The sequence below is a fragment of the uncultured Cellulomonas sp. genome (assembly GCF_947494015.1).
Taxonomy (GTDB): domain Bacteria; phylum Actinomycetota; class Actinomycetes; order Actinomycetales; family Cellulomonadaceae; genus Pengzhenrongella.
Genome location: NZ_CANLTL010000001.1, coordinates 285,349 through 306,536 on the forward strand (window position 1 = coordinate 285,349; position 21,188 = coordinate 306,536).

Annotated in this window: 22 protein-coding genes; 10 read left to right on the top strand and 12 right to left on the bottom strand. The window is 75.1% G+C overall.

The genetic code is table 11. The features are described from left to right. Window positions 1–81: 81 nt before the first annotated feature. Entirely contained in the window at window positions 82–648 is a 567-nt protein-coding gene (locus tag Q0840_RS01265) for a GNAT family N-acetyltransferase (RefSeq protein WP_298455145.1), read from the bottom strand. Window positions 649–762: 114 nt separating this feature from the next. After that, the gene (locus tag Q0840_RS01270) at window positions 763–2,118 is read right to left on the bottom strand and encodes an FAD-dependent oxidoreductase (RefSeq protein WP_298455148.1); all 1,356 of its coding nucleotides are present in this window, start codon (window positions 2,116–2,118) and stop codon (window positions 763–765) included. Window positions 2,119–2,300: 182 nt separating this feature from the next. Between Q0840_RS01270 and Q0840_RS01275 the strand changes: the two genes are divergently transcribed. From Q0840_RS01275 to Q0840_RS01290, 4 genes are all read left to right on the top strand, one after another. Continuing rightward, entirely contained in the window at window positions 2,301–4,025 is a 1,725-nt protein-coding gene (locus Q0840_RS01275) for an FAD-dependent oxidoreductase (protein WP_298455151.1), read from the top strand. After that, window positions 4,022–4,381, top strand: a complete 360-nt coding sequence (locus Q0840_RS01280) for a rhodanese-like domain-containing protein (RefSeq protein WP_298455153.1) — start codon at window positions 4,022–4,024, stop codon at window positions 4,379–4,381. The genes Q0840_RS01275 and Q0840_RS01280 overlap by 4 nt, the downstream gene beginning before the upstream one ends. A gap of 353 nt (window positions 4,382–4,734) precedes the next feature. Further along, on the top strand, window positions 4,735–5,130 hold the full coding sequence (locus Q0840_RS01285; RefSeq protein WP_298455156.1) for a DUF302 domain-containing protein: 396 nt from the start codon (window positions 4,735–4,737) through the stop codon (window positions 5,128–5,130). 49 nt (window positions 5,131–5,179) lie between these two features. Then, window positions 5,180–5,452, top strand: a complete 273-nt coding sequence (locus Q0840_RS01290) for a metal-sensitive transcriptional regulator (RefSeq protein ID WP_298455159.1) — start codon at window positions 5,180–5,182, stop codon at window positions 5,450–5,452. Between the two features lie 46 nt (window positions 5,453–5,498). Here the strand turns inward: Q0840_RS01290 and Q0840_RS01295 are convergent, their stop codons facing one another. From Q0840_RS01295 to Q0840_RS01310, 4 genes are all read right to left on the bottom strand, one after another. Beyond that, on the bottom strand, window positions 5,499–6,590 hold the full coding sequence (locus tag Q0840_RS01295; protein ID WP_298455162.1) for an ABC transporter ATP-binding protein: 1,092 nt from the start codon (window positions 6,588–6,590) through the stop codon (window positions 5,499–5,501). Then, window positions 6,587–7,360, bottom strand: a complete 774-nt coding sequence (locus tag Q0840_RS01300; RefSeq protein ID WP_298455165.1) for an ABC transporter permease — start codon at window positions 7,358–7,360, stop codon at window positions 6,587–6,589. The genes Q0840_RS01295 and Q0840_RS01300 overlap by 4 nt, the downstream gene beginning before the upstream one ends. A 96-nt stretch (window positions 7,361–7,456) precedes the next feature. Next, a complete protein-coding gene (gene modA / locus Q0840_RS01305; protein WP_298455168.1) occupies window positions 7,457–8,278 on the bottom strand; it encodes a molybdate ABC transporter substrate-binding protein in 822 nt (273 codons plus the stop codon). A 31-nt stretch (window positions 8,279–8,309) separates the two neighbouring features. After that, window positions 8,310–8,720 (bottom strand): molybdopterin-binding protein, encoded by a 411-nt coding sequence (locus Q0840_RS01310; RefSeq protein WP_298455171.1) that lies wholly within the window; start codon window positions 8,718–8,720, stop codon window positions 8,310–8,312. Between the two features lie 256 nt (window positions 8,721–8,976). Between Q0840_RS01310 and Q0840_RS01315 the strand changes: the two genes are divergently transcribed. From Q0840_RS01315 to Q0840_RS01340, 6 genes are all read left to right on the top strand, one after another. Then, window positions 8,977–9,432 carry a hypothetical protein gene (locus Q0840_RS01315; protein WP_298455174.1) on the top strand — a complete coding sequence of 152 codons (456 nt, stop codon included), beginning with the start codon at window positions 8,977–8,979 and terminating at the stop codon, window positions 9,430–9,432. Then, entirely contained in the window at window positions 9,429–9,731 is a 303-nt protein-coding gene (locus Q0840_RS01320) for a transcriptional regulator (protein WP_298455177.1), read from the top strand. The genes Q0840_RS01315 and Q0840_RS01320 overlap by 4 nt, the downstream gene beginning before the upstream one ends. 171 nt (window positions 9,732–9,902) lie before the next feature. Further along, on the top strand, window positions 9,903–11,117 hold the full coding sequence (locus Q0840_RS01325; RefSeq protein ID WP_298455180.1) for a class I SAM-dependent methyltransferase: 1,215 nt from the start codon (window positions 9,903–9,905) through the stop codon (window positions 11,115–11,117). Window position 11,118: 1 nt separating this feature from the next. Next, entirely contained in the window at window positions 11,119–12,618 is a 1,500-nt protein-coding gene (locus tag Q0840_RS01330; protein ID WP_298455183.1) for an NDP-hexose 2,3-dehydratase family protein, read from the top strand. Continuing rightward, entirely contained in the window at window positions 12,615–13,622 is a 1,008-nt protein-coding gene (locus Q0840_RS01335) for an NAD(P)-dependent oxidoreductase (RefSeq protein WP_298455186.1), read from the top strand. The genes Q0840_RS01330 and Q0840_RS01335 overlap by 4 nt, the downstream gene beginning before the upstream one ends. 9 nt (window positions 13,623–13,631) lie before the next feature. After that, window positions 13,632–14,765: a DegT/DnrJ/EryC1/StrS aminotransferase family protein gene (locus tag Q0840_RS01340; protein ID WP_298455189.1), complete on the top strand. Its 1,134-nt coding sequence runs from the start codon at window positions 13,632–13,634 to the stop codon at window positions 14,763–14,765. Here the strand turns inward: Q0840_RS01340 and lanKC are convergent. The 6 genes from lanKC to Q0840_RS01370 form a co-directional block, all read right to left on the bottom strand. Further along, window positions 14,762–17,434 carry a class III lanthionine synthetase LanKC gene (gene lanKC, locus Q0840_RS01345; protein ID WP_298455192.1) on the bottom strand — a complete coding sequence of 891 codons (2,673 nt, stop codon included), beginning with the start codon at window positions 17,432–17,434 and terminating at the stop codon, window positions 14,762–14,764. The genes Q0840_RS01340 and lanKC overlap by 4 nt on opposite strands. Then, window positions 17,431–19,080 carry a daptide biosynthesis intramembrane metalloprotease gene (gene mpaP, locus Q0840_RS01350; RefSeq protein ID WP_298455195.1) on the bottom strand — a complete coding sequence of 550 codons (1,650 nt, stop codon included), beginning with the start codon at window positions 19,078–19,080 and terminating at the stop codon, window positions 17,431–17,433. The genes lanKC and mpaP overlap by 4 nt, the downstream gene beginning before the upstream one ends. After that, complete coding sequence (locus Q0840_RS01355) at window positions 19,080–19,844, bottom strand: ABC transporter permease (RefSeq protein WP_298455198.1); 765 nt, start codon at window positions 19,842–19,844, stop codon at window positions 19,080–19,082. Before Q0840_RS01355 ends, mpaP begins: the two co-directional genes overlap by 1 nt. Continuing rightward, the gene (locus Q0840_RS01360) at window positions 19,841–20,692 is read right to left on the bottom strand and encodes an ABC transporter ATP-binding protein (RefSeq protein ID WP_298455201.1); all 852 of its coding nucleotides are present in this window, start codon (window positions 20,690–20,692) and stop codon (window positions 19,841–19,843) included. Before Q0840_RS01360 ends, Q0840_RS01355 begins: the two co-directional genes overlap by 4 nt. A gap of 120 nt (window positions 20,693–20,812) precedes the next feature. Further along, the gene (locus Q0840_RS01365; protein ID WP_298455204.1) at window positions 20,813–20,974 is read right to left on the bottom strand and encodes a daptide-type RiPP; all 162 of its coding nucleotides are present in this window, start codon (window positions 20,972–20,974) and stop codon (window positions 20,813–20,815) included. A gap of 47 nt (window positions 20,975–21,021) precedes the next feature. Further along, window positions 21,022–21,186: a daptide-type RiPP gene (locus Q0840_RS01370; RefSeq protein WP_298455207.1), complete on the bottom strand. Its 165-nt coding sequence runs from the start codon at window positions 21,184–21,186 to the stop codon at window positions 21,022–21,024. Between the last annotated feature and the right edge of the window lie 2 nt (window positions 21,187–21,188).

A 21,188-nucleotide genomic window follows, 5' to 3' on the forward strand; every position in this document is an offset into this window, starting at 1 on the left:
TGAGTCCTGCTGGCTCAAGTCTGCGCGCCCGTCGCGGAGCAAGCAAATTCGGGACGCTGAACTTGAGTCCGACTGGCTCAACTACGCGCGGCGGCTCGGCATTCCCGGCCGGTGGGTGCTGCGGGTCCCCGCTCCCGGCGCCGGCGCCTCGGCCGAGTCGCCGGTGAGGGCACGCTCGTAGCGGAGCAGCTCGGCGAACGGAGCGGTCGAACCGCGGGTGCGGTCGCCGGTGGGGTGCCAACCGAGACGTTCGTAGAAGCGCCGGCCCCGTCGGTTCGCGGTGTAGACCGTGAGCCACGCACGTCCGACTCCGCGGCCGCGCATCTCGTCGAGCACCGCGTCGTGCGTCCACTGCGCCAGTCCGGTGCCCCACTGCTCGACGGCGATGCCGAAGTGCAGCAGCTCGTCGCCCCGCACGGCAGCGAACCCGGCGATCACCGCGTCCCGCACGACGACGTAGCAGTCGGTCCCCGGCGTCTGGAGCTCCCGCAACCAGCGCTCGGCGACGTCGCGCCGGGGGAACGGGTACAGGTGCTGAGGGAACACCTCCGCCAGGCCGGTCACAGCTCCCGGCTCCTGCACGTCCAGCACGGTGTCGACATCATCGGCCGCCATCGGCCGCAGGACGTACCGGTCACCGGGGTGCATCCGCTCGACCCTAGTCGCGACCCGCGCACTCGGTCATCGGCGACCACGGGGCGCCGTGCGATCGCTCGTCGACGCGGCCACGGACACCCGCGTCCGACCGACGTGCGACGGTCGTCAGGTGGCGGCCGTGAACGCCGGCGGGCCGGCGTGCCGGGTCACCCGGTGCGGCTCGGGGACGCTGCCGCAGCACGACCCGCCGCCCACCTCCAGGTCGGTCGAGCAGACCCCGGTCCCGGGCAGGTGCAGCCGGACGGCGTCCGCGCCCGCACGGTCCCCGGCCAACGCGGCAGCGATCGAGCGGACCTGCTCGTACCCGGTGGCGAGCAGGAACGTCGGGGCGCGCCCGTAGGACTTCGTCCCGACGAGGTAGAACCCGTCGTCCGGGTGGGACAGCACGGCCTCCCCGTGCGGCGGCACGGTCCCGCACGAGTGGACGTTCGGGTCGATCAGCTCAGCGAGGCGCGCCGGGGACTCCACCACCGGGTCCACGTCCAGGCGCACCTCGCGCAGCATGTCCAGGTCCGGTCGGAAGCCGGTCGCGTTGACGATCGCGTGCACCTCCAGCTCCAGCGCCCCGTCGCGGGCGCGGCCGCGCACGCGCACCACCTCGCCGGCCGGCTCGAGCTGCTCGATCGACACCTGCGTCACCAGCGTCAGCCGGCCGGCGTCCAGCGCCGCCCGCAGCCGGGTGCCGAGCAACCCCCGGGCGGGCAGCTCGTCGGCCGCGCCGCCGCCGAACAGCCGCCGCGGCGACCCGCCGCGCACGGCCCACGTGATGGTCGTGCCCGGTGCCGACTCGGCCAGCTCCACCAGGCTCAGCAGCGTGTTCGCCGCCGAGTGGCCCGTCCCGACGACGAGGGTGTGCCGGCCGGCGAACCGGTCGCGGTGCGCGCCGAGCACGTCGGGCAGCGGCCCGGCCAGGTAGGGCGCGGCGTCGCCCTCCCCGATGGCCGGCAGCCCGCTCGCGCCCAGGGGGTTGGAGGTGGACCAGGTGCCCGACGCGTCGATCACCGCACGCGCCACCAGATCCTGGACGCGCCCGTCCGCGGTGAGCGTGCGCACCCGGTAACCACGGCGCGCCCGGCCCAGGCTGCGCGCCTTGTCCGCGCCGTCACGGGCGACCGCCAGCACCCGGGTGCCGGTGCGCAGCCGCGCGGAGATCGCGGGTGTCGCGGCGAGCGGCTCCAGGTAGTCCCGGACGAGGTCGGCCCCCGTCGGCAGCGCGTCCTCGTCCGGCGCGACCCAGCCGGTGGCGTCCAGCAGGCGGCGCGCCGCCGCGTCGATGTCGTGACGCCACGGCGAGAACAGCCGTACGTGTCCCCACGACGCCACCGCCGCCCCGGGCCCCTCGCCGGCCTCCAGCACCAGCGGTTCCACCCCGCGCTCGAGCAGGTGCGCCGCGGCGGCCAGGCCCACCGGTCCGGCGCCGATCACGACGACCGGCTGCTCACTGCGCACGAACCCGACCATGACCACTCCCTAGATCGAAGACTGTCGATATCTGACGGGAGCAACATATTGAGAACTGTCGATTCTTCGCAAGCGTGCCGCCGGGGCCCGTCGGCGGGCCCGTGGGCCGCGGTCGCAGCGACGTGACCAGGACCACCCGGCCCGGGAGTCGACTCTGATACCCCCCGGGGTATCGTTGCGCCATGCCCACCACGTCTCTTCCCAGCACGCCCGCGCGACGACGCATCGTCGTGGTCGGCGGCGTCGCGGGCGGCATGAGCGCCGCCGCGCGGGTCCGCCGGCTCGACGAGACGGCGTCGGTCGTCGTGCTCGAGCAGTCCCCGTACGTGTCGTTCGCGAACTGCGGGCTGCCGTACCACCTGTCCGGCGAGATCGAGAGCCGTGACTCCCTGCTGCTGCACACCCCCGAGTCGCTGCGCGAGGCGCTGGCGCTCGACGTGCGCACCGGCAGCCGGGTCACCGCGATCGACCGCGCCGCCCGGACCGTCACGGTGCGGACGGCCGACGACGAGTACCGGCTCGGCTACGACGCCCTGTTGCTGGCTCCCGGTGCCGTCGCGGTCCGGCCGCCGGTCGACGGGCTGGACCACCCGGCGGTGCACGCACTGCGCACCGTGCCCGACCTGGACGCGCTGACCGCGCGCGTCGCCTCGCTCCCCGCCGACGGCCCCCGCCGAGCGGTCGTCGTCGGTGCCGGCTTCATCGGCCTGGAGGCCGTCGAGGCGCTCGTCGAGCGCGGCCTGGAGGTCACGCTCGTGGAGCTGGCCGACCACGTGCTGCCCCCGCTGGACGCCGAGCTGGCGCCGCTCCTCGCCGACGAGCTGCGGGCCCACGGCGTCGCGCTGCACCTCGGCGTCTCCGCGAGCGCCATCACGTCGACCGACGACGGCGGCGCCCTCGTCGCGCTCTCCGACGGGACCCGGCTGGCGGCCGACGTCGTCGTCGTGAACGTGGGCGTACGACCGGCCAGCGACCTGGCGCGGGATGCCGGGCTCAGGCTGGGCGCCCGCGGCGCGATCACGGTGGACGGCGACCAGCGCACGTCCGACCCGCACGTCTGGGCCGTCGGTGACGCCGTCGAGGTGACGCACGCGGTCACCGGCGAGACGGGGCCCGTGCCCCTCGCCGGCCCGGCGAACCGCCAGGGCCGCCGGGCGGCGGACGCCATGCTCGGTCGCCGCACCACGCCGCAGGCCCCCGTGCTCGGCACCGCGATCGTGCGGGTGTTCGGGCTCACCGCTGCGGTGACCGGGGCGAGCCAGGCCACGCTCGAGCGCGCGCAGACCGAGCACAGCACGGTCCGGATCCACGCCGGCCACCACGCCGGCTACTTCCCCGGCGCCGAGCAGGTCCACGTGGTGGCGAGCTTCGCCCCCGACGGGCGCCTCCTCGGCGCCCAGGCGGTCGGCCGGGAGGGGGTCGACAAGCGGATCGACGTCCTGGCCACCGCCCTGCGCGCCGGGATGACCGCCGACGACCTGGCCGAGCTCGAGCTCGCCTACGCCCCGCCGTACGGCTCGGCGAAGGACCCGGTCAACATGCTCGGCTTCGTCGCCCAGAACGTGCTCGACGGCACGATGCCGCAGTGGCGGGCCGCCGACGTCGACGACGTCCTGGCCACGAGCCTGGTCCTGGACGTCCGCACCCGCGGGGAGTTCGACCGAGGGCACCTCGACGGCGCTCTCAACATCCCGCACACCGAGCTGCGCGACCGGCTCGACGAGGTGGGCGACGCCGCCGACGGCCGCCCGGTCGCCGTGCACTGCGCCAGCGGCGTCCGGTCCCACATCGCCACCCGCGTCCTGCTGGCGGCCGGCCTGGACGCCCGCAACCTCTCGGGCGGTTGGCTCAGCCTCACCACCACCCGCCCCGACCTCGCCCGCACCCCTGAAGGAGCACACGCATGAGCCTGCGCGACATCCTCGGTCGCCTCGTCGGCCGCGCCGACGACGGATCCCTCGCCGTCACGGTGGACGGTCCGACCGCGGTCCAGCTGGTCCGCGACGGCGCGAGCCTGCTCGACGTGCGCGAGCGTGCCGAGTGGACCAGCGGTCACGCACCCCAGGCGGTGCACGTGCCGCTCGGGGGCGTCGCAGACGCCCCTCGTCGCCTGACCCGGGACGCGCCGGTCGTCGTCATGTGCGCCTCCGGCATGCGCTCGCGCACCGCGGCCAAGCAGCTCCGCGCCCTCGGCCTGCAGGCGACGAGCCTGTCCGGCGGCATGGGCGCCTGGCAGGCCGCCGGCGGCGCCGTCCGGCGCTGACGCCGCGACCTCGGGACCTGGACCCGTGACCCCTCCCTCGGCCCGACGCAGCACGGCCCGGGGCGGCCCAGTGCGACGCCCCCCGGCCCGACCCGCCCGAGGCCGACCCACCCACGACCGACGTACCCCCACCCCGACGAACCCCACCCCGAGAGGACCCACCATGTGCAGCCCCGTCCGATGCCGCGCCTGCGGCAAGATCACCTGGACCGGCTGCGGCATGCACGTCGAGGCCGTCATGGCCGACGTGCCCCGCAGCGAGCGGTGCACGTGCCGATGATGACCCCACGGCCGACCAGCACCCCGGACGCCGTCCCCGGTGACCCGCGAGCCACCCCCGAAGGAGATCAGCGATGAGCTACGCACTGAGCACCACCGTGACCGCCGGCTTCGACGACACCGTCGGCGCCGTCCGGACGGCGCTGGCCGAGCAGGGCTTCGGCATCCTCACCGAGTTCAACCTCGCCGCGACGCTCAAGCAGAAGCTCGACGTCGACGTCCCCCGCCAGGTCGTCCTCGGTGCCTGCAACCCGCCGCTCGCCCACGCGGCGCTGGGGGTGGAGCCGAGCATCGGCCTGCTGCTGCCCTGCAACGTCGTCGTGCGCGACGGCGCTGACGGACAGGTCGCCGTCGAGGCGCTCGACCCTGCTGTGATGGTCGACGTCACCGACAACGAGCAGCTGCGCGCCGTCGCCGACGACGCGGCCACGCGGTTGCGCGCCGCGCTCGCGACGATCGCCGGCCACTGACCCACCGCTGCGCCCACCCCGGGCCGGCCGACATCCCCAGGAGGACCCCGTGGACCTCGATCCCGACGAGATGACCAGGGTCGGCAACCGGCTCAAGCGCGCCCAGGGCCAGCTCACCGCCGTCATCCGCATGCTCGACGAGGGCGCGAACTGTGAGGACGTCGTCACGCAGCTCGCCGCCGTCTCGCGGGCGCTCGACCGGGCCGGCTTCGCGATCATCGCGTCCGGCATGAAGCAGTGCCTGACCCAGCCGGAGGCCGCGACGGACGCCCCGACCCTCGACGTGGCGAAGCTCGAGAAGCTGTTCCTGTCCCTCGCCTGAGCGCGGCCCGCGGCGAAGGCGGGTCCCGCGCCCCGCTGCGTCGCCGTCAGGGCTGCGGGCCGGCGGTCGGCGCCGACGGCTGGTACACCTCGATCTCGGTGGCCTTCGCCGACAGCCACACCTGGCCGCCGGCGACGATCCCCAGCTCGGCGACGGCGGCGGGTGTGACGTCGACGAGCGCGGACGGCGCCCCGACGAGGTCCAGGCGGACCCGGTCGGCGAGCATCGTCAGGCCGGCGACCGTGGCCGGCCACGTGTTGCGGGCGCTGGAGGCGTCGGGCCGGTGCGGGCTGACGACGATCGCCGACGGCCGCAGGGCGACCAGCACGGGCCCGTGCTCGCCGTGCTGGGGGACGACCAGCGTGCCGCCGCCGTCGAGGCGGACCTCGTCGCCGTCGGCGGTCCCGGGGTAGAGGTTCAGGCCGATCAGCCGGGCGACGTACTCGGTGGCCGGGCGCCGGGCGACGTGCGCCGGGGTGCCCTCCTGCACGACGCGGCCGTGCTCGACGACGACGAGCCGGTCGGCCAGCACGAGCGCCTCCACCGGGTCGTGGGTGACCACCAGGCTCGGCCCGGCGAACCCCGACAGGTGACGCTTGAGCTCGCCCTGGACGTCCAGGCGGGTGCGGGCGTCCAGCGCCGACAGCGGCTCGTCCAGGAGCAGGACCGCCGGGTCGCCGGCCAGGGCCCGGGCGAGCGCGACGCGCTGCGCCTGCCCGCCGGACAGGGCGCCGGGGCGCCGGTCAGCCAGCTCGACCAGGCCCAGCCGGCTGATCCAGTCGTGCGCGACGGCCCGGGACCGCGCCCGGCCCGCGCCGCGGGCACGCGGCGCGAAGGCGACGTTGTCCAGGACGCTCAGGTGGGGGAACAGGCGCAGGCCCTGGAACACCACGCCCACCGGGCGGTGGGCGGCGTCGAGGAACGCACCGGAGCCGGCGTCGTCCAGCACCTGCCCGTCGAGCAGGATGCGCCCCGCGGAGACCGGGGTCAGGCCGGCGACCGCGCTGAGCAGCGTGGACTTCCCGGCGCCGTTGGGGCCGAGGACGGCCACGACCTCGCCCGGCGCGGCGCGCAGCCGGGCGTCCAGGGTGAAGGCGCCGCGCACGACCCGGGCGTCGACGACGAGCCCGTCGATCATGCGGCCGACCCGGCGCGCAGCCACCGGTCGCGCAGCGCCAGCAGCACCGCGACCGAGACCAGCAGCAGGACGAGGCTGAGCAGGATCGCGGCGTCGGGGTCGGCCTCCAGGGCGTAGTAGACGGCGATCGGCATGGTCTGCGTCCGGCCGGGGAAGCTGCCGGCGAACGTGATCGTGGCACCGAACTCCCCCAGCGCCCGGGCCCAGCACAGGACCGCGCCGGCGGCCAGGGACGGTCCGATCAACGGGAGCGTGACCCGGCGGAACACCGTCATCCGCCCCGCCCCCAGCGTCTCGGCGGCCTCCTCGAAGCCGCGGTCGGCTGCTCGCAGTGCGCCCTCGACGGTCACGACGAGGAACGGCATCGCTACGAACGTCTCGGCGATCACGACCGCGGCCGGGGTGAACGGCAGGGTGACCCCGAACCACCGGTCCAGGTGCTGCCCGATGAAGCCGCTGCGCCCGAACGCCATGAGCAGCGCGACGCCGCCGACCACCGGCGGGAGCACCAGCGGCAGGGTCACCAGGGCGCGCACGAGGCGCTGGCCCGGGAACACGGTCCGGGCCAGCAGCCACGCCAGGGGCACGCCGACCAGCAGCGAGATCACGGTCGCGACCGTGGAGGTCCACAGCGACAGGCGCAGCGCCTCACCGGCCGCAGACCCGCGCAGGCTCGTCCAGGCGTCGGCCCACGGTGCCCGCAGCAGCAGACCGACCAACGGCAGGACGAGGAACAGGATCCCCACGAGCGCCGGGGCCAGCAGCGGCACGGGCGCCGACCGCGACCCGGCGCCGGTCCTCGCCCGGCGGGTGCGTTCTCGCGGGCTCAGCGTCGTCGGCACGATTCGGGGCTCCCTGGATGCCGGTCAGCGTGGCGCGAAGCCCGCGGCGGACAGCACGCCGGCCCCGGTCGGGGACAGCACGAGGTCGACGAACGCCGCGGCGACGTCCGGGTGCTGGCTGCGCGACAGGGTGGCGATCGGGTAGTCGGTGGTCGCGTTGACGGCGCCGGGGATCTCGACGCCCTCGACGTCGTCGCCCGCGGCGAGGACGTCGGTCACGTACACGACCCCGGCGTCGACCTCACCGAGCCGGACCTTGCTGAGCACGGCCTTGACGTTCGGCTCGAGCGTGACGGGTCGCACCGTGAGCCCCGCGTGGGTCAGGACCTGGGCCGCGGTCGCCCCGCAGGGGACCTCCGGCTGGCACAGGGCGGTCGTGACGGCCGGATCGGCCAGGTCCTCCACACCGGTGACGTCCCCCGGGTTCCCGGGCGGGACGGCGATCTGCATGCTGTTGACGGCGAACACGACCGGGTCGTCCGCGTGCCCGGCCGCCGTGACGTCGTCCATCGTCGTCGCGCTGGCCGAGGCGTAGACGTCCGCCGGGGCGCCGTCGGCGATCTGAGCGGCGAGCGTCGAGCTGGCGGCGAAGCTGACCGTGACCGACACCCCGGGGTGGGCGGCCTCGAACCGCTCCGCGAGGGTGGTGAACGACTCGGTCAGGGACGCCGCCGCCAGCACGGTGATGTCGCCGCTCAGGTCCGACGTCGGGGAGCCGGCCGTGGTCGTGCCCCGCGTCGCCGAGGCGCCCGTGGCGCCGGCGCCGGGGCCCGGCGCGCCACCACCGCACGCGGCGAGGGCCAGGCCGGCGACCGCGGTGACCAGCGCGAGGGCGGGACGACGCATGGTGTGCTCCATGTCTGAGGCCGACCCGCGGTCAGCGCGCCCGCGGGATCTCGACGGACACGTTCGTCGCCTTGACGGCCGCGACCGCGAGCACGCCCGGCTCCAGACCGAGCTCGTCGGCGGCTTCGCGGCTCATCAGCGACACGACGCGGTGCGGACCGGACTGGATCTCGACCTGGGCCATGACGGTGTCCTTGACGACGCGGGTCACCAGGCCGGTGAAGCGGTTGCGCGCCGAGGCCGCCGCGACCTCGCCGAGGTGCGGCTGCGTCGCGTCCCGGGCCGCCTGCGCGGCGAACCTGGCCAGCTCCGCCCCGTCGACGACCGCCCGCCCGGACGCATCGGTCGTCGTAGTGATCCGGCCGCTGTCCGCCCAGCGCCGCACGGTGTCGTCGCTCACGCCGAACAGGTCGGCTGCCTCCTTGATGCGGAAGACGGTCACACCTGGAGGCTACCCGCACATCCGGCTGATGCGCGCCGCTCCTGGCGCGTCTGCCGCTGCAGGGGCCGCCCGGAAGCCGCAGACGCGTCCCGGCGTCCGTCGGCCTCAGGCGCCCCCTACGGGCCATCGGATCGCCCAGGCCGGGACCCGGCCCGGGACCCGGGCCGCGACCTGGCTGGACCACGTCACCGACGAGGAGCACCACTCGCGGATCCGGCACTTGCCGGACTGGAAACCTCTCCCTATGCTTTCTCACATGGAAAGCGCTGAGATCCTCCGTCAGTCCGATCGTGCAGCGGCCTCGCCGTTCATCGACCACCCGCGCAGCCCGGGGTGGTACAGCCCCGCCGTCGGCCTCTGGTGGGCCGGCCTGGCGGTGATGGTCCACCTCTACCTCGACGGCCGAACCGTGGCGGCGTCGATCCTGCTGGCCGCCCTCCTGGTCTCGGAGATGGCCGTCATCGCCTGGCTCCGGCGCCGTTGGGGCGTGTGGCCGCGGATGGCGCAGGCGCCGGCCGAGGTCAAGAGCACGTACCACCGGTTCGTGGTCGGCGTCGTGCTCGTCGCCCTGGTGGCCGCGCTCGCGTGGTGGCAGCTGGGCTGGGTGGTCGGCGTCGTGGTGATCGCGGTGGCGATGACCGCCCTGCACGCCTTCTACCGCCTGCGCGCCTACCCGGCAGCGGCCGAGCGGGTCAGGGAGCGTCTGCGGTGAGCTCCCCCCTCGACGAGCTCGACCCGGTCCTGAACGCGCCGAAGCGGCTCGCCGCACTGGCGATGGTGAGCTCCACCGAGAGCGTGGACTTCGCGTACCTGCGGACCCGGCTGGGGCTGAACGACTCCGACCTGTCCAAGCAGATGGCGTCCCTGGACGACGCCGGCTACGTGCGGGTCACCAAGTCCGGGCGGGGACCCGGGGCCACCACGACCTACGCGGTGACGGCGAGCGGGCGCAAGGCCCTGGTGCGGCACCGCCGGGCGCTGCAGGCCGTGCTCGGCCTGCAGGCCGGCTGAGCCCGACCGACGTCCGACCACGTCCGACCACGTCCGACCACGTCCGACCACGTCCACCGACGCCCGACGGCGTCGTGGGCGGGGATCGACCGCCCGTCGCGTCGACGGCGGTGTGTTCAAGAATCCGCAAGTCCGTAGGTCCGGCCGAAGGGCCGGACCTACGGTCACCGCATGCCAACCTGTCGGGCCTGCGGGGACCGGGCCGAGCAGTTCCTGGACCTCGGGCGCCAGCCCCTGTCGGACGCGTTCCTGCGGCCCGAGGAGGTCGCTACCGAGTTCACCTACGACCTGACGGTGACGTGCTGCCAGGGGTGCGGCATGGTGCAGCTGGGCAGCGAGGTGCCGCGCGAGCGGATGTTCCACAGCGAGTACCCGTTCCGCACGGCGAGTTCGCACCGGATGACGCAGCACTTCCGAGCCGTGGCGGACCGGCTGGTCGCGCACAGCAGCACCGCGGACCCCTTCGTCGTCGAGGTCGGCTGCAACGACGGGACCATGCTGCGCCGGCTCGCGGAGACCGGCGTCCGCCACCTCGGCGTGGACGCCTCCGCGGACGCCGTGCGGGACGCCACCGCCGCCGGCGTGCAGGCGCAGTGCGCGTTCTTCGAGCTGGAGACCGCCCGCCGCATCGCCGCCGAGCACGGCCGCGCCGACGTCGTCTACGCGGCCAACACGATGTGCCACATCCCGTACCTGGACTCGGTGCTCGCCGGCGCCGCCGCCCTGCTGACCGACGACGGCGTCCTGGTCTTCGAGGACCCCTCGTGGGAGGACGTGTTCCGGCTCGCGTCGTTCGACCAGATCTACGACGAGCACTTCTACCTGTTCTCCGCGACGTCGGTGAGCGCGCTCGCCCTGCGGCACGGGTTCCGGCTGGTCGACGTCGAGCACCTGGACGTGCACGGCGGGGAGCTGCGCTACACGCTGGCACGCTCGGGAGCCCGTGAGCCCGGGCCGGCGCCCGCGGCGCAGGTCGCACGCGAGCGGGCGCTCGGGCTGACCGACCCGGACGTCCTGGCCGGGTTCGCCGAGCGAGTGGCGGCCAAGCGGACCGCGCTGCTGGACCTGCTGCGGTCGACCCGGGCGCAGGGGCGCAGCGTCGCCGGCTACGCGGCGACCGCCAAGAGCGCCACGGTGCTCAACTACTGCGGCATCGGTCCGGACCTCATCCCGTGCGTCTACGACACCACGCCGGAGAAGCAGGGCCGGCTGACCCCGGGCACCCACATCCCGGTGCTGCCGTTCCCGGACTCTCCTGACGACCTGCCGGACACGTTCGTGCTGTTCGCCTGGAACCACACCGCCGAGGTGCTCGACAAGGAGTCGGCCTTCAGGGCCGACGGCGGCCGGTGGATCCGGTACGTCCCGGACGTGGAAGAGGTCTGACGTGGTCGACGCCGTGCTGGTCCCCGGGCAGGTCGAGCGGCCGGTCGAGCGGCCGGTCGGGCCGCAGGTCGCGTCGGGGGTGCCGGTCAGCCGGCCGCGAATGCCCCGGCCGAGGCCGGCCGGCCGGGCGGACGTCGTGGCCGCCACCCGCGACTGGCTGCGGTCGGTCCCGCCCCGGCTGCACGCGACCCCGACCCGGGTCCCGCTGGACGAGGTCGTCGGCTGGCTCACCGATCCGCAGGCCGACGACATCCGGCACGGCACCGGACGCTTCTTCCGCATCATGGGCATCGAGGCCCACGTCGAGGTCGAGGAGCGGTGGAGCTGGACCCAGCCGATCATCGACCAGCCGGACGTGGGCGTCCTGGCCCTGGTCAGCCGGATGGGCCGCTCGGGGCTGGAGCTGCTCGTCCAGGGCAAGCCCGAGCCGGGCAACCCCACCGGGCTCCAGCTGGCACCGACCGTGCAGGCGACGCGGAGCAACTACATGCGAGCGCACGGCGGCCGCCCGGTCCCGATGCTCGACGTCCTGCAGGCCGCGCGGCCGAGCGACGTCCTCGTCGACGTCCGGCAGTCCGAGCACGGGACCGTGTTCTTCCGCAAGCGCAACCGCAACATGGTCGTGCTCACCGAGCGCCCGCCGCAGGCCCCCGAGCACTTCCGCTGGCTCCGCCTCCCCGAGCTGCACCACCTGTTCCTCGCCGACGACCGGGTCAACATGGACACCCGCACCGTGCTGTCCTGCCTCCCGTGGGGACTGGTCCCCGTCGACCCGCACGACCACGACCCGGTGGTCGCCGCGCTGGCCCGCTCCGGCCGGGTCGGGTCGCCGAGCCGCCACACCCTGCAGGCGATCCTCAACTGGGTCACCGAGGTCCGGTCGAGCACGTACGTGCGGGTCGACGTGCGCCCGCTGCACACCCTCGAGGGATGGTCGCGGACCGCCGCCGGGCTGAGCCACGAGGACGACGCCTGGTTCGACGTGATCGGGGTCAGCGTGGAGGCCGCCGGGCGCGAGATCGACCGGTGGTCGCAGCCGATGATCGAGCCGCACGCCGACGGGACGCTCGGTCTGCTCGTCGCCCGCTTCGGGGACGTGCTGCACGTGCTCGTGCACCTGCGCACGGAGCCGGGCCTGGTGGACGCCGTGGAGATCGCACCGACGGTGCAGCACCGCCCGATGGAGCCCGCGGACCTCGCCAATCCCGGCACGCAGCGCCACCTGGAGCCGCTGACCAGCGCCCCCGCGGACCGGGTGCTGTACGACCGGGTGCACTCCGACGAGGGCGGTCGGTTCTTCCGGTCGGCCAACCGGCACCTGATCGTCGAGGTGGACCCGGACCCGGCCGTGGAGGGCCCGGGCTTCCGCTGGGTGACGGTGCACCAGCTCGAGGAGCTGCTGCGCCACAGCCACTACGTCAACCTCCAGCTGCGCAGCCTGCTCAGCTGCCTGCAGGCCGTGGGCACCATCGGGCGTGCGCCCGCATGGCGCACGGAGTGAGCGGAGCGCACCCGGTCGCCGTGCTCGGGGGCAGCGGCCTGCTGGGCAGCGCCGTCTGCCGGCGGTTCGCCGACGCCGGCCGGCCCGTCCGAGCGGTGTCCCGCAGCGGGTGGGGGGTTCCGGGGGGCGGCGTGCACGGCGTGCGGGCGGACGTCACCCGCCGCGCCGAGCTCGAGGCCGCCCTGATCGGTGCGCACACCGTGGTGGTCGCGGTCTCGCACCGCGCAGCCGGTGCGCAGGGCTGGCGGGTCGACGGGACGGGGCCCGAGCGCGGCGTCTACGTCGACGTGTGCGAGCACCTGGCGTACTGGGCCGGTCGGCAGCGCCGGCCGGTCGTCCTGCTGCACGCCGGCAGCTCGAGCCAGTCGGGCGGGTCACCGACCACGGCCTACGACGCCCTGAAGAGCCGCGGTGAGGCCCTGGTCCTGGGGGCGTCGTCCGGCGGCGTGGACGCGGTCGGCCTGCGGTTGAGCACCCTCTACGGTCAGCGTCCCGGCACCCCCGACACCGGTGTGGTGGCGACGATGATCCGCACCGCGCTGCGCGGGGAGCCGCTGAGCGTCTGGGCCGACGGCGCGATGACCCGTGACCTGCTGTGGGCCGACGACGCCGCCGAGGCCTTCCTCGCGGCCGCCGCCCACGCGGGCGCGCTGGCCGGGCGGCCCTGGACGGTCGGCCACGGCCGGGCGCATGCGGTCGCGGACATCGCCGCGACCGTCGCCCGGGAGGTCGCGGCGGCCACCGGCCGCACACCCGTCCCCGTGCGGCGCACCGACCCTCCCCCGTGGGCGACCGGGCACGACCTGACCGGCCACGTCGCCGACCCGGCCGACTTCGTCCGGGCCACCGGCTGGCGCCCCCGCACCACCTGGCACGACGGCGTCCGGCGGCTCGTCGACGTCCTCGCCGCGCGGACCCTCCCGGGTGCGCCTGCGCCGGACGCCGTACCCGTCCCCCTACCCCTACCCCTACCGCCGGCCCCGGCCCCGGCCCCGGCCCCTTGAGGATGTGACATGTCCGTCGACGTCAACCAGCACGATCCCGTCCGGGTCTGGGACTACCTGCCCGAGTACGAGGCCGAGCGCGCCGACCTGCTCCAGGCGGTCCAGACCGTGTTCGCCTCCGGCCAGCTGGTCCTGGGACCGAGCGTCGCGGCGTTCGAGCGCGAGTTCGCGGCGTTCCACGGCCGCCGGCACGCGATCGGCGTCGACAACGGCACCAACGCGCTGGTGCTGGCACTGCGGGCGGTCGGCGTCGGGCCCGGTGACGAGGTCGTCACGGTGTCCAACACGGCCGCGCCGACCGTCGTGGCGATCGAGGCGGTCGGCGCCCGCGCCGTGTTCGTCGACGTGGACCCCGACACCTACCTCATGGACGTCACCCAGCTCAGCGGGGCCGTGACCCCGCAGACGCGGTGCGTGCTGCCGGTGCACCTGTACGGCCAGGCGGTCGCGATGGAGCCCGTCATGGCCGTCGCCGCCGACCACGGGCTGTCGGTCGTCGAGGACTGCGCACAGGCGCACGGTGCGACCCGGAACGGGTCGGTCGTCGGCTCCCTCGGAGATGCCGCGGCGTTCTCGTTCTACCCCACGAAGGTGCTGGGCGCGTATGGCGACGGCGGCGCGGTGCTGACCGACGACGCCGCGGTGGACGCGTCGGTACGCCGGCAGCGGTACTACGGCATGGAGGACCGCTACTACGTGGTCAGCACGCCCGGCGGCAACTCCCGGCTGGACGAGGTGCAGGCCGAGATCCTGCGCCGGAAGCTGGGCCGGATCGACCAGTACATCGCCGGCCGGCGGGAGATCGCCGACCGGTACGACCGCGCCCTGGCCGGGTCCGCGCTCACCCTCCCGGTCACCGCGCCGGGCAACACGCACGTGTACTACCTGTACGTCGTCCGGCACCCGGCGCGCGAGGAGATCCTGGCCCGGCTCGCCGAGCGGGGCATCGAGCTCAACGTCAGCTACCGCTGGCCGGTGCACACGATGTCCGGCTTCGCCCACCTGGGGGTGCCGGCCGGGTCGCTCCCGGTCACCGAGCGGCTCGCCGACGAGATCTTCTCCCTGCCGATGTACCCGTCGCTGCCGGTGGACCGGCAGCGACGGGTCGTCGACGAGCTCACCGACGTGCTGGACCGGGTCTAGCTGCGCCGAACAGGTGCAGGTCCGAACAGGTGCAGGGGCAGGTCCTGGCCGGCTCGGCCGGTCAGGACCCGGTCGAGCACGGCCAGCACGCCGGCCGCCCCGGTGGCCAGGTCGCAGGACTGGCGCAGCAGCACGTCCCCCAGGAACCCCAGCCCCTGCTCACCGCGCACCTCCGCGATCGCCAGCGCCGGGGCGTGGGCGGCCAGCGTCGCACCGACCGCCGCCCGCCCCGGTCGTAGCGTCGTGCCGACCAGGAGCTCGCCGCTCCGTCCGCGCAGCAGCCCCGGGATGAGCCGGACCGAGGTGGTGCCGCGGTCGGCGACCGTGTCCAGCACGGGGGCGAGAGCCGGGTCCGGCTGCCGGGCGAGCAGCATCCGCAGAGCGAGCGCGACGCCGCCCGCCTCCGCCACCGCCGCACCGGGCACCGGTCGGCCGTCCGGTGCCGCGGCGTCGTCCGGTCCCCCGCCGCCGGGCAGCAGCCCGAACGCGGACAGGTCGGAGGTGATCGCCGTCCGTGCGGCGGTCAGCAGGACCGGGTCCGCGGTGAGGTCGTGCAGGGCGAGCAGGAAGACGGCCTCGCCGGACGGTCCCCGCAGCAGACCCTGGGCGGGCCGCCCGGCCGGCCCGCGCGCCGGCTCGGCCGCCCGCCGGCCCGTCGGCTGGTCCGCCCGCTGGTCCGCCCGCTGGTCACCCGGGTGGTCCGCGGCCAGCAGCCGGTCCGCGACCTCCCGCGCCGCGTCCAGGTGCTCACCGGACCCGGTGCGGGCGGCGAACCAGGCCAGGGTCGCCCCCAGACCGGCCAGCCCGGAGAACAGGCTGCGGTCCCCGGTGCGCTCGACGGCGGCGGGCAGGCCGGCGGCGAGCGAGCGCCCGGCGTCCTGCGCACCGAGCGACTCCAGCGCGTAGGCGAGGCCGGCGGCGCCGTCGTGCAGGCCGACGGGCAGCAGGACGGCGCGCCGGGAGGCCTCGACCAGCCAGTCGACGTGCCCCGCCGGGACCTCGACACCGGCGTCCCGCAGCGCCAGCAGCACGCCGGCGGCGCCGTACGCCAGTCCCAGCCCACCGGCGGGGTGGGCGAACTGGGCGACGTCGCCGGGGAACAGCCGGTCGGACCGCTCGGGCGTGGCCTGTGCGCAGATCCATCCCGCGACCGCGTCCCGGACCGCCGGCCACGTCGCCTCCTCGGCGGTGCGGACCGACGGCCGGGCCACCGGTGGCGCGTCGGCCGCGGAGCCGTCCCCGCCCAGGCCGGTCGCGGAGCGATCGACGCCCATGTCGCGCCGGACCAGGCCGTCGTAGTCGGCCGGTACCGGGAACCGTGCGTGCACGAGGCTCAGCACCGCCGTCAGGGCCTCGGGATCCCAGGCGAGCGGAACGGTGGACTCGGGCAGGAGGACCGCCAGCCGCAGGCAGCCCAGCGCGTAGCGGTCGAGCCGGCGACCCCGGGACCCCGGCGGCGCGCGGAACCCGGGGGCGGCGAACACCTGCTGCGCGTTCTCGGCGACGGGGGTCGCCGTCTCCAGGTCGATCAGGCGGACCGAGTCGTCGTCCTGCACGAGGATGTTGCCCGGGTGCAGGTCGCCGAACACGACCCCGGCGGCGTGCATCTCCTCGATCCCCCGGTCCACCTGCGCGACGATCGCCAGCACACGCCGGGTGTACTGCTCCAGCTCGGTGGGGTCCGCGGAGCCGTGCAGCATCGGGTGGTGCCGCCCGACGAAGTCGAGCAGGTTCAAACCCTCGACGAACTCGCGCGCCAGGAACTCGTGCTCGTGCCCGTGCACGTGCGCCACCAGCCCCGGCACGATCGACACGTCGGCGAGCTGCTCGAGCGCCCACAGCTCCCGGCGCTGGCGGGCGACGGCGTCCCGGTCGCCCTCGTCCAGCCCGGCGAACGGGCGTGCCTCCTTCAGCAGCACGGTCCGGCCGGTGGGCCGGTGCGTCGCCCGGTAGACGCCGCCGCCGTTGGAGAAGTACAGCGCCCGCTCCACCGCGAACGGGAAGTCGGCGAGCACCCCCGCCTGGCGGGCGGCCAGGGCCTCGTGCAGGCAGTCGGGGACCGGCGCCCACGCCGGCGGGCGGAACGACGGTGTGCGCCGGTCCTCCACGAGCCGGCCTTCGGGGTCGCGGATGCAGTGCAGCACGCGGCCGCCGTCGGTCTCGACGACCTCGCTGACGAACGCCCCGTACCGCACGTACAGCGGACCGCCACCCCACCGCAGGTCGCTGAGGATGTAGGGGCCCCGCTCGCCCTCGAGCCGGGTGCCGAGCTCGCGCAGGGTCTTCTCCAGCACGGCGTCGTCCGGCGGGTAGATGGTGATGAACTTGCCGCTGCCGCCGCGGTGGGCGTCCTTCGCGTTGCGCCGCCGCAGGACCGCCGGTCCGCTGAGCACCTTCAGCTGGAGCTGGTGGGCCACGCAGTACTCGATCACCACGTCGAGGACGCGCTCGGCGTTGTCCGGGCACGCCGACACGTGGATCTTCCAGCCCTGCCGCACGAGCGGGACCCCGGTCGGCACCAGGTGGGTCCACTCCGGCTCCCGCCGGCGCTCCCAGCCCGGCGGCACCGGCCCGGCGAGCGCCGGGAACGTGGGCTGGTGGACCTGTGCCGGTCCCAGGTCGTAGAAGGGCGTCCCGCCGTGGCAGAAGGCCAGGTACTGACGATTCACTCGAACCCCGCTGCGATGTAGGTGAGATAGAGCCACTGCCCGAGCGGGCGCAGCCCGGCGTCGACCACGGCGGCGCCGTCGTCCGGCCGGCGACCGCCGTCGAGGCGCACCTCCCAGGCCTGTGCCGGGAGGGTGACGTCGCTGGTCACGGTGACCGGCAGGAACGCCGCGGCGGGCGCGTCCACCAGTCCGTCGACCGGGCCGACGACCTGCCCGGTGGCCCGGGTGCGGGTCAGCACCAGCCCTGCCTGCGCGACCTCGACCGGCGCTCCGGGGTCGATCCGGGGCACGCCGACGCCCTCGGGGACCGCGAAGAGGAGGCGGCCGTCGACGGCGACGTACGCCCCGGGCACCGCGAGCGGGAGCCGGACGGTGGTCAGGCCCACGGCGACCACCGCCGCGACCGCGGTGAGCGCCGCCGCGGTCCGCCCGGGACGGGCCCCGTTGCGGCGACCGGCGGCCACCAGCCGGACCGCGCCCTGCACGACGAGAGCGGCCAGGTACACCGCGCCGACCACGAGGACGGCCACCCCGAGCGGCCCGGTCCTGCTGAGCAGCCCGACGTACAGGCCCAGGACCGTCAGGGCGAGGTACCAGGGGAACAGGACGCTGGCCCACCCGAACGCGGCACCCCAGCGCGGCACGCCCGCCGGGCGGACCGGGCGGCCGCCGCCGAGCAGCGCCCAGGCGGTCGTCGCCCGGGCCCAGTCGATGCACAGCGCCCGCAGGTTGGGCCGGTCCAGGTGGGTCATGAGCGCGATGTACCCGTCGAGCTTGACCAGCGGGACCAGGTTGAGCAGCCCGACGGCGTAGCTGCCCGCGGCGAACACCAGCAACCAGTCCCGCACCGGGCCGGGCACGGGCAGACCGGCCGCCAACGCGCTGACCGCGCCGATGACCGCCTGGGTCAGCACCCCGGCCAGCGCCACCCGCACGCGCTGCGCCGGCCGCGGCAGGCGCCAGGCGTCCGACACGTCGCAGAACATCGCCGGCATGAGGTAGAAGAGCATCCAGCCCATCCGGCTCGGGCGGCCGCCCTCGTGCACCAGCGCGACACCGTGGGACACCTCGTGCACGGTCGTCGCGGCGCCCGCGGCCAGCACCAGCAGGACGACGGACTGCCAGGGCACCGGTGTGCTCAGCGCCTCGACCAGTGCACCGCCCTGCATCACCAGGGCCAGCAGCCCGAGTGCGACCACCGCGACGACGACGCTGCGTGTGCGGTGGTCCGCGAGCGACGGGACGACCCGCGCCAGCCGCTGCATCCCCCGGCCGGGCCGGACCAGGGTGAGCTGCACCGACAGCGGCGGGACGAACACCACGCGCCGCGCCGTGGCCGCCGGTCGGGTGCGCCCGTCGTCGAGCAGACCCGCGCTGCCGAGCCGGTCCACCGCCAGCTCGACCGCCTCGGGCGACCAGGGCGGCCCGAGGCGGTCGGCGAGCGTGGCCCGGTCTGCGTGCCCGTCCAGGCCGGCCGCGAGCCGGCCCAGGTCCGCACCCACCCGCAGGTACCCCGCACCCCGGCGGATGACCCAGGGCGCGCCCGGCTCCCCGGGCGCGATCACCTCGACGCCGGCAGCCAGCGCCGGCCGGTCCAGCAGGGCAGGGTCGGTGGCTGCTCGCGGGGAGCCGGCCCGGGCGGCCATCACCCGACGACGTCTCGCCTGCGCAGCAGCACCGCAGCGAGCGCCGCCGCGGCGGCCAGCCACGCCACCGCGGCCGTGTAGGCCAGCGGAAGGCCCAGCAGCCCGTCCTTGCCGTCGAGGTAGATGGCGCTCAGCACGATCGAGAACGTCCAGCTGAACCGGTCCGGCGAGATGGTCTGCAGCAGCGGCTCGATCATCAGCGTCGTCACCAGCAGGACCACGATCGTGACCACCTGGTTGCGGAAGACCCAGGCCAGCAGGGACCCCCACAGGGCGCCGAGCACGCTGACCGCGAAGACGCCCACCAGGGTCAGCCACAGCTCCCGGCTGACGGTCGGGGCCACGTCCAGGACGCCCAGCGACACCCAGGTGCTGACCACCGAGCCGACCACCGCGACCAGGCCGTACGCGGCGCCGATCCCGGCGGCGACGAGCACCTTGGCGGCGAACAGGCGGGTCCGGTCACCGGCCAGCAGCACGCTGCGGGTCACGGTGTGGGCGGAGTACTCGCGGGTGACCGCGATCGCCGCCAGCAGGCTCGTGACGAGATGCATCTGGAACCACTGCCGGGCGACCACCGCGGTGAGCGCGGCGGGCTCCACCGGGGCGGCGCCGGCGGGCACACCCTCCGGCGGCGACACCTCGAGCACCCCGAACGAGTACGCGATGTAGGAGCACCACAGCAGTGCGATCGCCCCCATCACCCACCACGTCCTGCCCGTCCACACCTTCTGCCACTCCGCCCGGAGCACCCGGCCGGTCATCGGACCCCGCCCACCGTCGCCGCGGAGCCTGCGGTCGAACCCGCGACCGGGCCTGCGACCGGGCCTGCGACCGGGCTCGGGGACGAGGTCAGGGACGAGGGCGGGGGCGAGCTCGGGGACGAGCTCGGCCGGGGCTCGACGAGGTCGAAGAACGCCTCCTCCAGCCGGCGGCTGCCGCCGCCGGTCAGGTCGGCCAGGGACCCGGAGTACCGCACGGTGCTCTGCAGGATGACGACGTCCTGGACCGTCTGCTCGACCTCGGCCAGCAGGTGGCTGGACACGATGACCGTGCGGCCGTCGGCGGCCAGCCGCTGCAGCAGGTCCCGCAGCCACCGGATGCCGTCCGGGTCCAGACCGTTGGCCGGCTCGTCGAGGATGACGACCTCCGGGTCGGCCAGCAGCGCGACCGCGAGGTCCAGCCGCTGCCGCATGCCGGTGGAGTAGGCGGACACCGCCTTGCGCTCGGCTCCGGACAGCCCCACCAGGTCGATGACCTCACCGACCCGGGACCCGGGCAGCCCGAGCATGGTCGCCCAGACGCGCAGCGCCTTCGCGCCGCTGACGCCCGGCGGCTGGCCGTCGCCGTCGAACGTCGTGCCGACCCGGCGCGGACCGTCCGGCAGCTGCGGGTACGGGTGGCCCAGCACGGTCGCGGTGCCGGAGGTCGGGCTGGTCAGCCCGAGCATGATGCGCAGGGCCGTCGTCTTGCCCGCGCCGTTGCGGCCGAGCAACCCCAGCACGCGACCCGTGCGGGCCTCGAAGCTCACGTCGTCCAGCGCCGTGGTGTCCTTGTACTGCTTGGTCACGCGGTCCAGCACGACGCTCGACCCGTTCTGCCTGCCACTCATCCCGTTCTCCTCCGCCATGCGGGTCCGTCGGGGCCTGTGGGGCGGCGCAGGGCCGCCCCACAGGCCGTCACACGAGCACGGACCCCTCGGACGGGCCGTGCCTGGGCGTTCCTGGCTCGATCAGGTGATCGCGCTGACCGCGATCGCGCTGGCCAGGTAGGCCGCGCCGCCAGCCGAGCTGACGGCGACGCCGGCGCTGAACGAGTCCCAGAATCCGGGCGCCTCGAGGTCCTCCAGCTCCTGCAGGTCCAGCTCCAGCGGAGCCAGATCGGTGTTCGGCATGTCTTCCCTCCCCTCCGGGTGCGATCCGTCGTCGGTCGGTCAGGCGCTCACGTGATGGCGCTGACCGCCAGGGCGGAGCCGATGTAGGTCACGGCGCTGCTGGCGACCGCGCCCAGCGAGAACCCGACCACGTCGATCCAGCCCGGGGCCTCGAGCTCCTCGAGCTCCTGGAGACCGAGCTCCAGGGGTGCTGCACTCGCGTCGATGCTCATGT

Excerpts from the sequence above, each read along its gene's own strand:
- Q0840_RS01275 (WP_298455151.1), top strand. The coding sequence starts at position 2,301 with ATGCCCACCACGTCTCTTCCCAGCACGCCCGCGCGACGACGCATCGTC.
- mpaP (WP_298455195.1), bottom strand. The coding sequence starts at position 19,080 with ATGGCCGCCCGGGCCGGCTCCCCGCGAGCAGCCACCGACCCTGCCCTG.
- Q0840_RS01285 (WP_298455156.1), top strand. The coding sequence starts at position 4,735 with ATGAGCTACGCACTGAGCACCACCGTGACCGCCGGCTTCGACGACACC.
- Q0840_RS01340 (WP_298455189.1), top strand. The coding sequence starts at position 13,632 with ATGTCCGTCGACGTCAACCAGCACGATCCCGTCCGGGTCTGGGACTAC.
- modA (WP_298455168.1), bottom strand. The coding sequence starts at position 8,278 with ATGCGTCGTCCCGCCCTCGCGCTGGTCACCGCGGTCGCCGGCCTGGCC.
- Q0840_RS01295 (WP_298455162.1), bottom strand. The coding sequence starts at position 6,590 with ATGATCGACGGGCTCGTCGTCGACGCCCGGGTCGTGCGCGGCGCCTTC.
- Q0840_RS01360 (WP_298455201.1), bottom strand. The coding sequence starts at position 20,692 with ATGAGTGGCAGGCAGAACGGGTCGAGCGTCGTGCTGGACCGCGTGACC.
- Q0840_RS01315 (WP_298455174.1), top strand. The coding sequence starts at position 8,977 with ATGGAAAGCGCTGAGATCCTCCGTCAGTCCGATCGTGCAGCGGCCTCG.
- Q0840_RS01270 (WP_298455148.1), bottom strand. The coding sequence starts at position 2,118 with ATGGTCGGGTTCGTGCGCAGTGAGCAGCCGGTCGTCGTGATCGGCGCC.
- Q0840_RS01365 (WP_298455204.1), bottom strand. The coding sequence starts at position 20,974 with ATGCCGAACACCGATCTGGCTCCGCTGGAGCTGGACCTGCAGGAGCTG.
- Q0840_RS01280 (WP_298455153.1), top strand. The coding sequence starts at position 4,022 with ATGAGCCTGCGCGACATCCTCGGTCGCCTCGTCGGCCGCGCCGACGAC.
- Q0840_RS01265 (WP_298455145.1), bottom strand. The coding sequence starts at position 648 with ATGCACCCCGGTGACCGGTACGTCCTGCGGCCGATGGCGGCCGATGAT.
- Q0840_RS01325 (WP_298455180.1), top strand. The coding sequence starts at position 9,903 with ATGCCAACCTGTCGGGCCTGCGGGGACCGGGCCGAGCAGTTCCTGGAC.
- Q0840_RS01355 (WP_298455198.1), bottom strand. The coding sequence starts at position 19,844 with ATGACCGGCCGGGTGCTCCGGGCGGAGTGGCAGAAGGTGTGGACGGGC.
- Q0840_RS01370 (WP_298455207.1), bottom strand. The coding sequence starts at position 21,186 with ATGAGCATCGACGCGAGTGCAGCACCCCTGGAGCTCGGTCTCCAGGAG.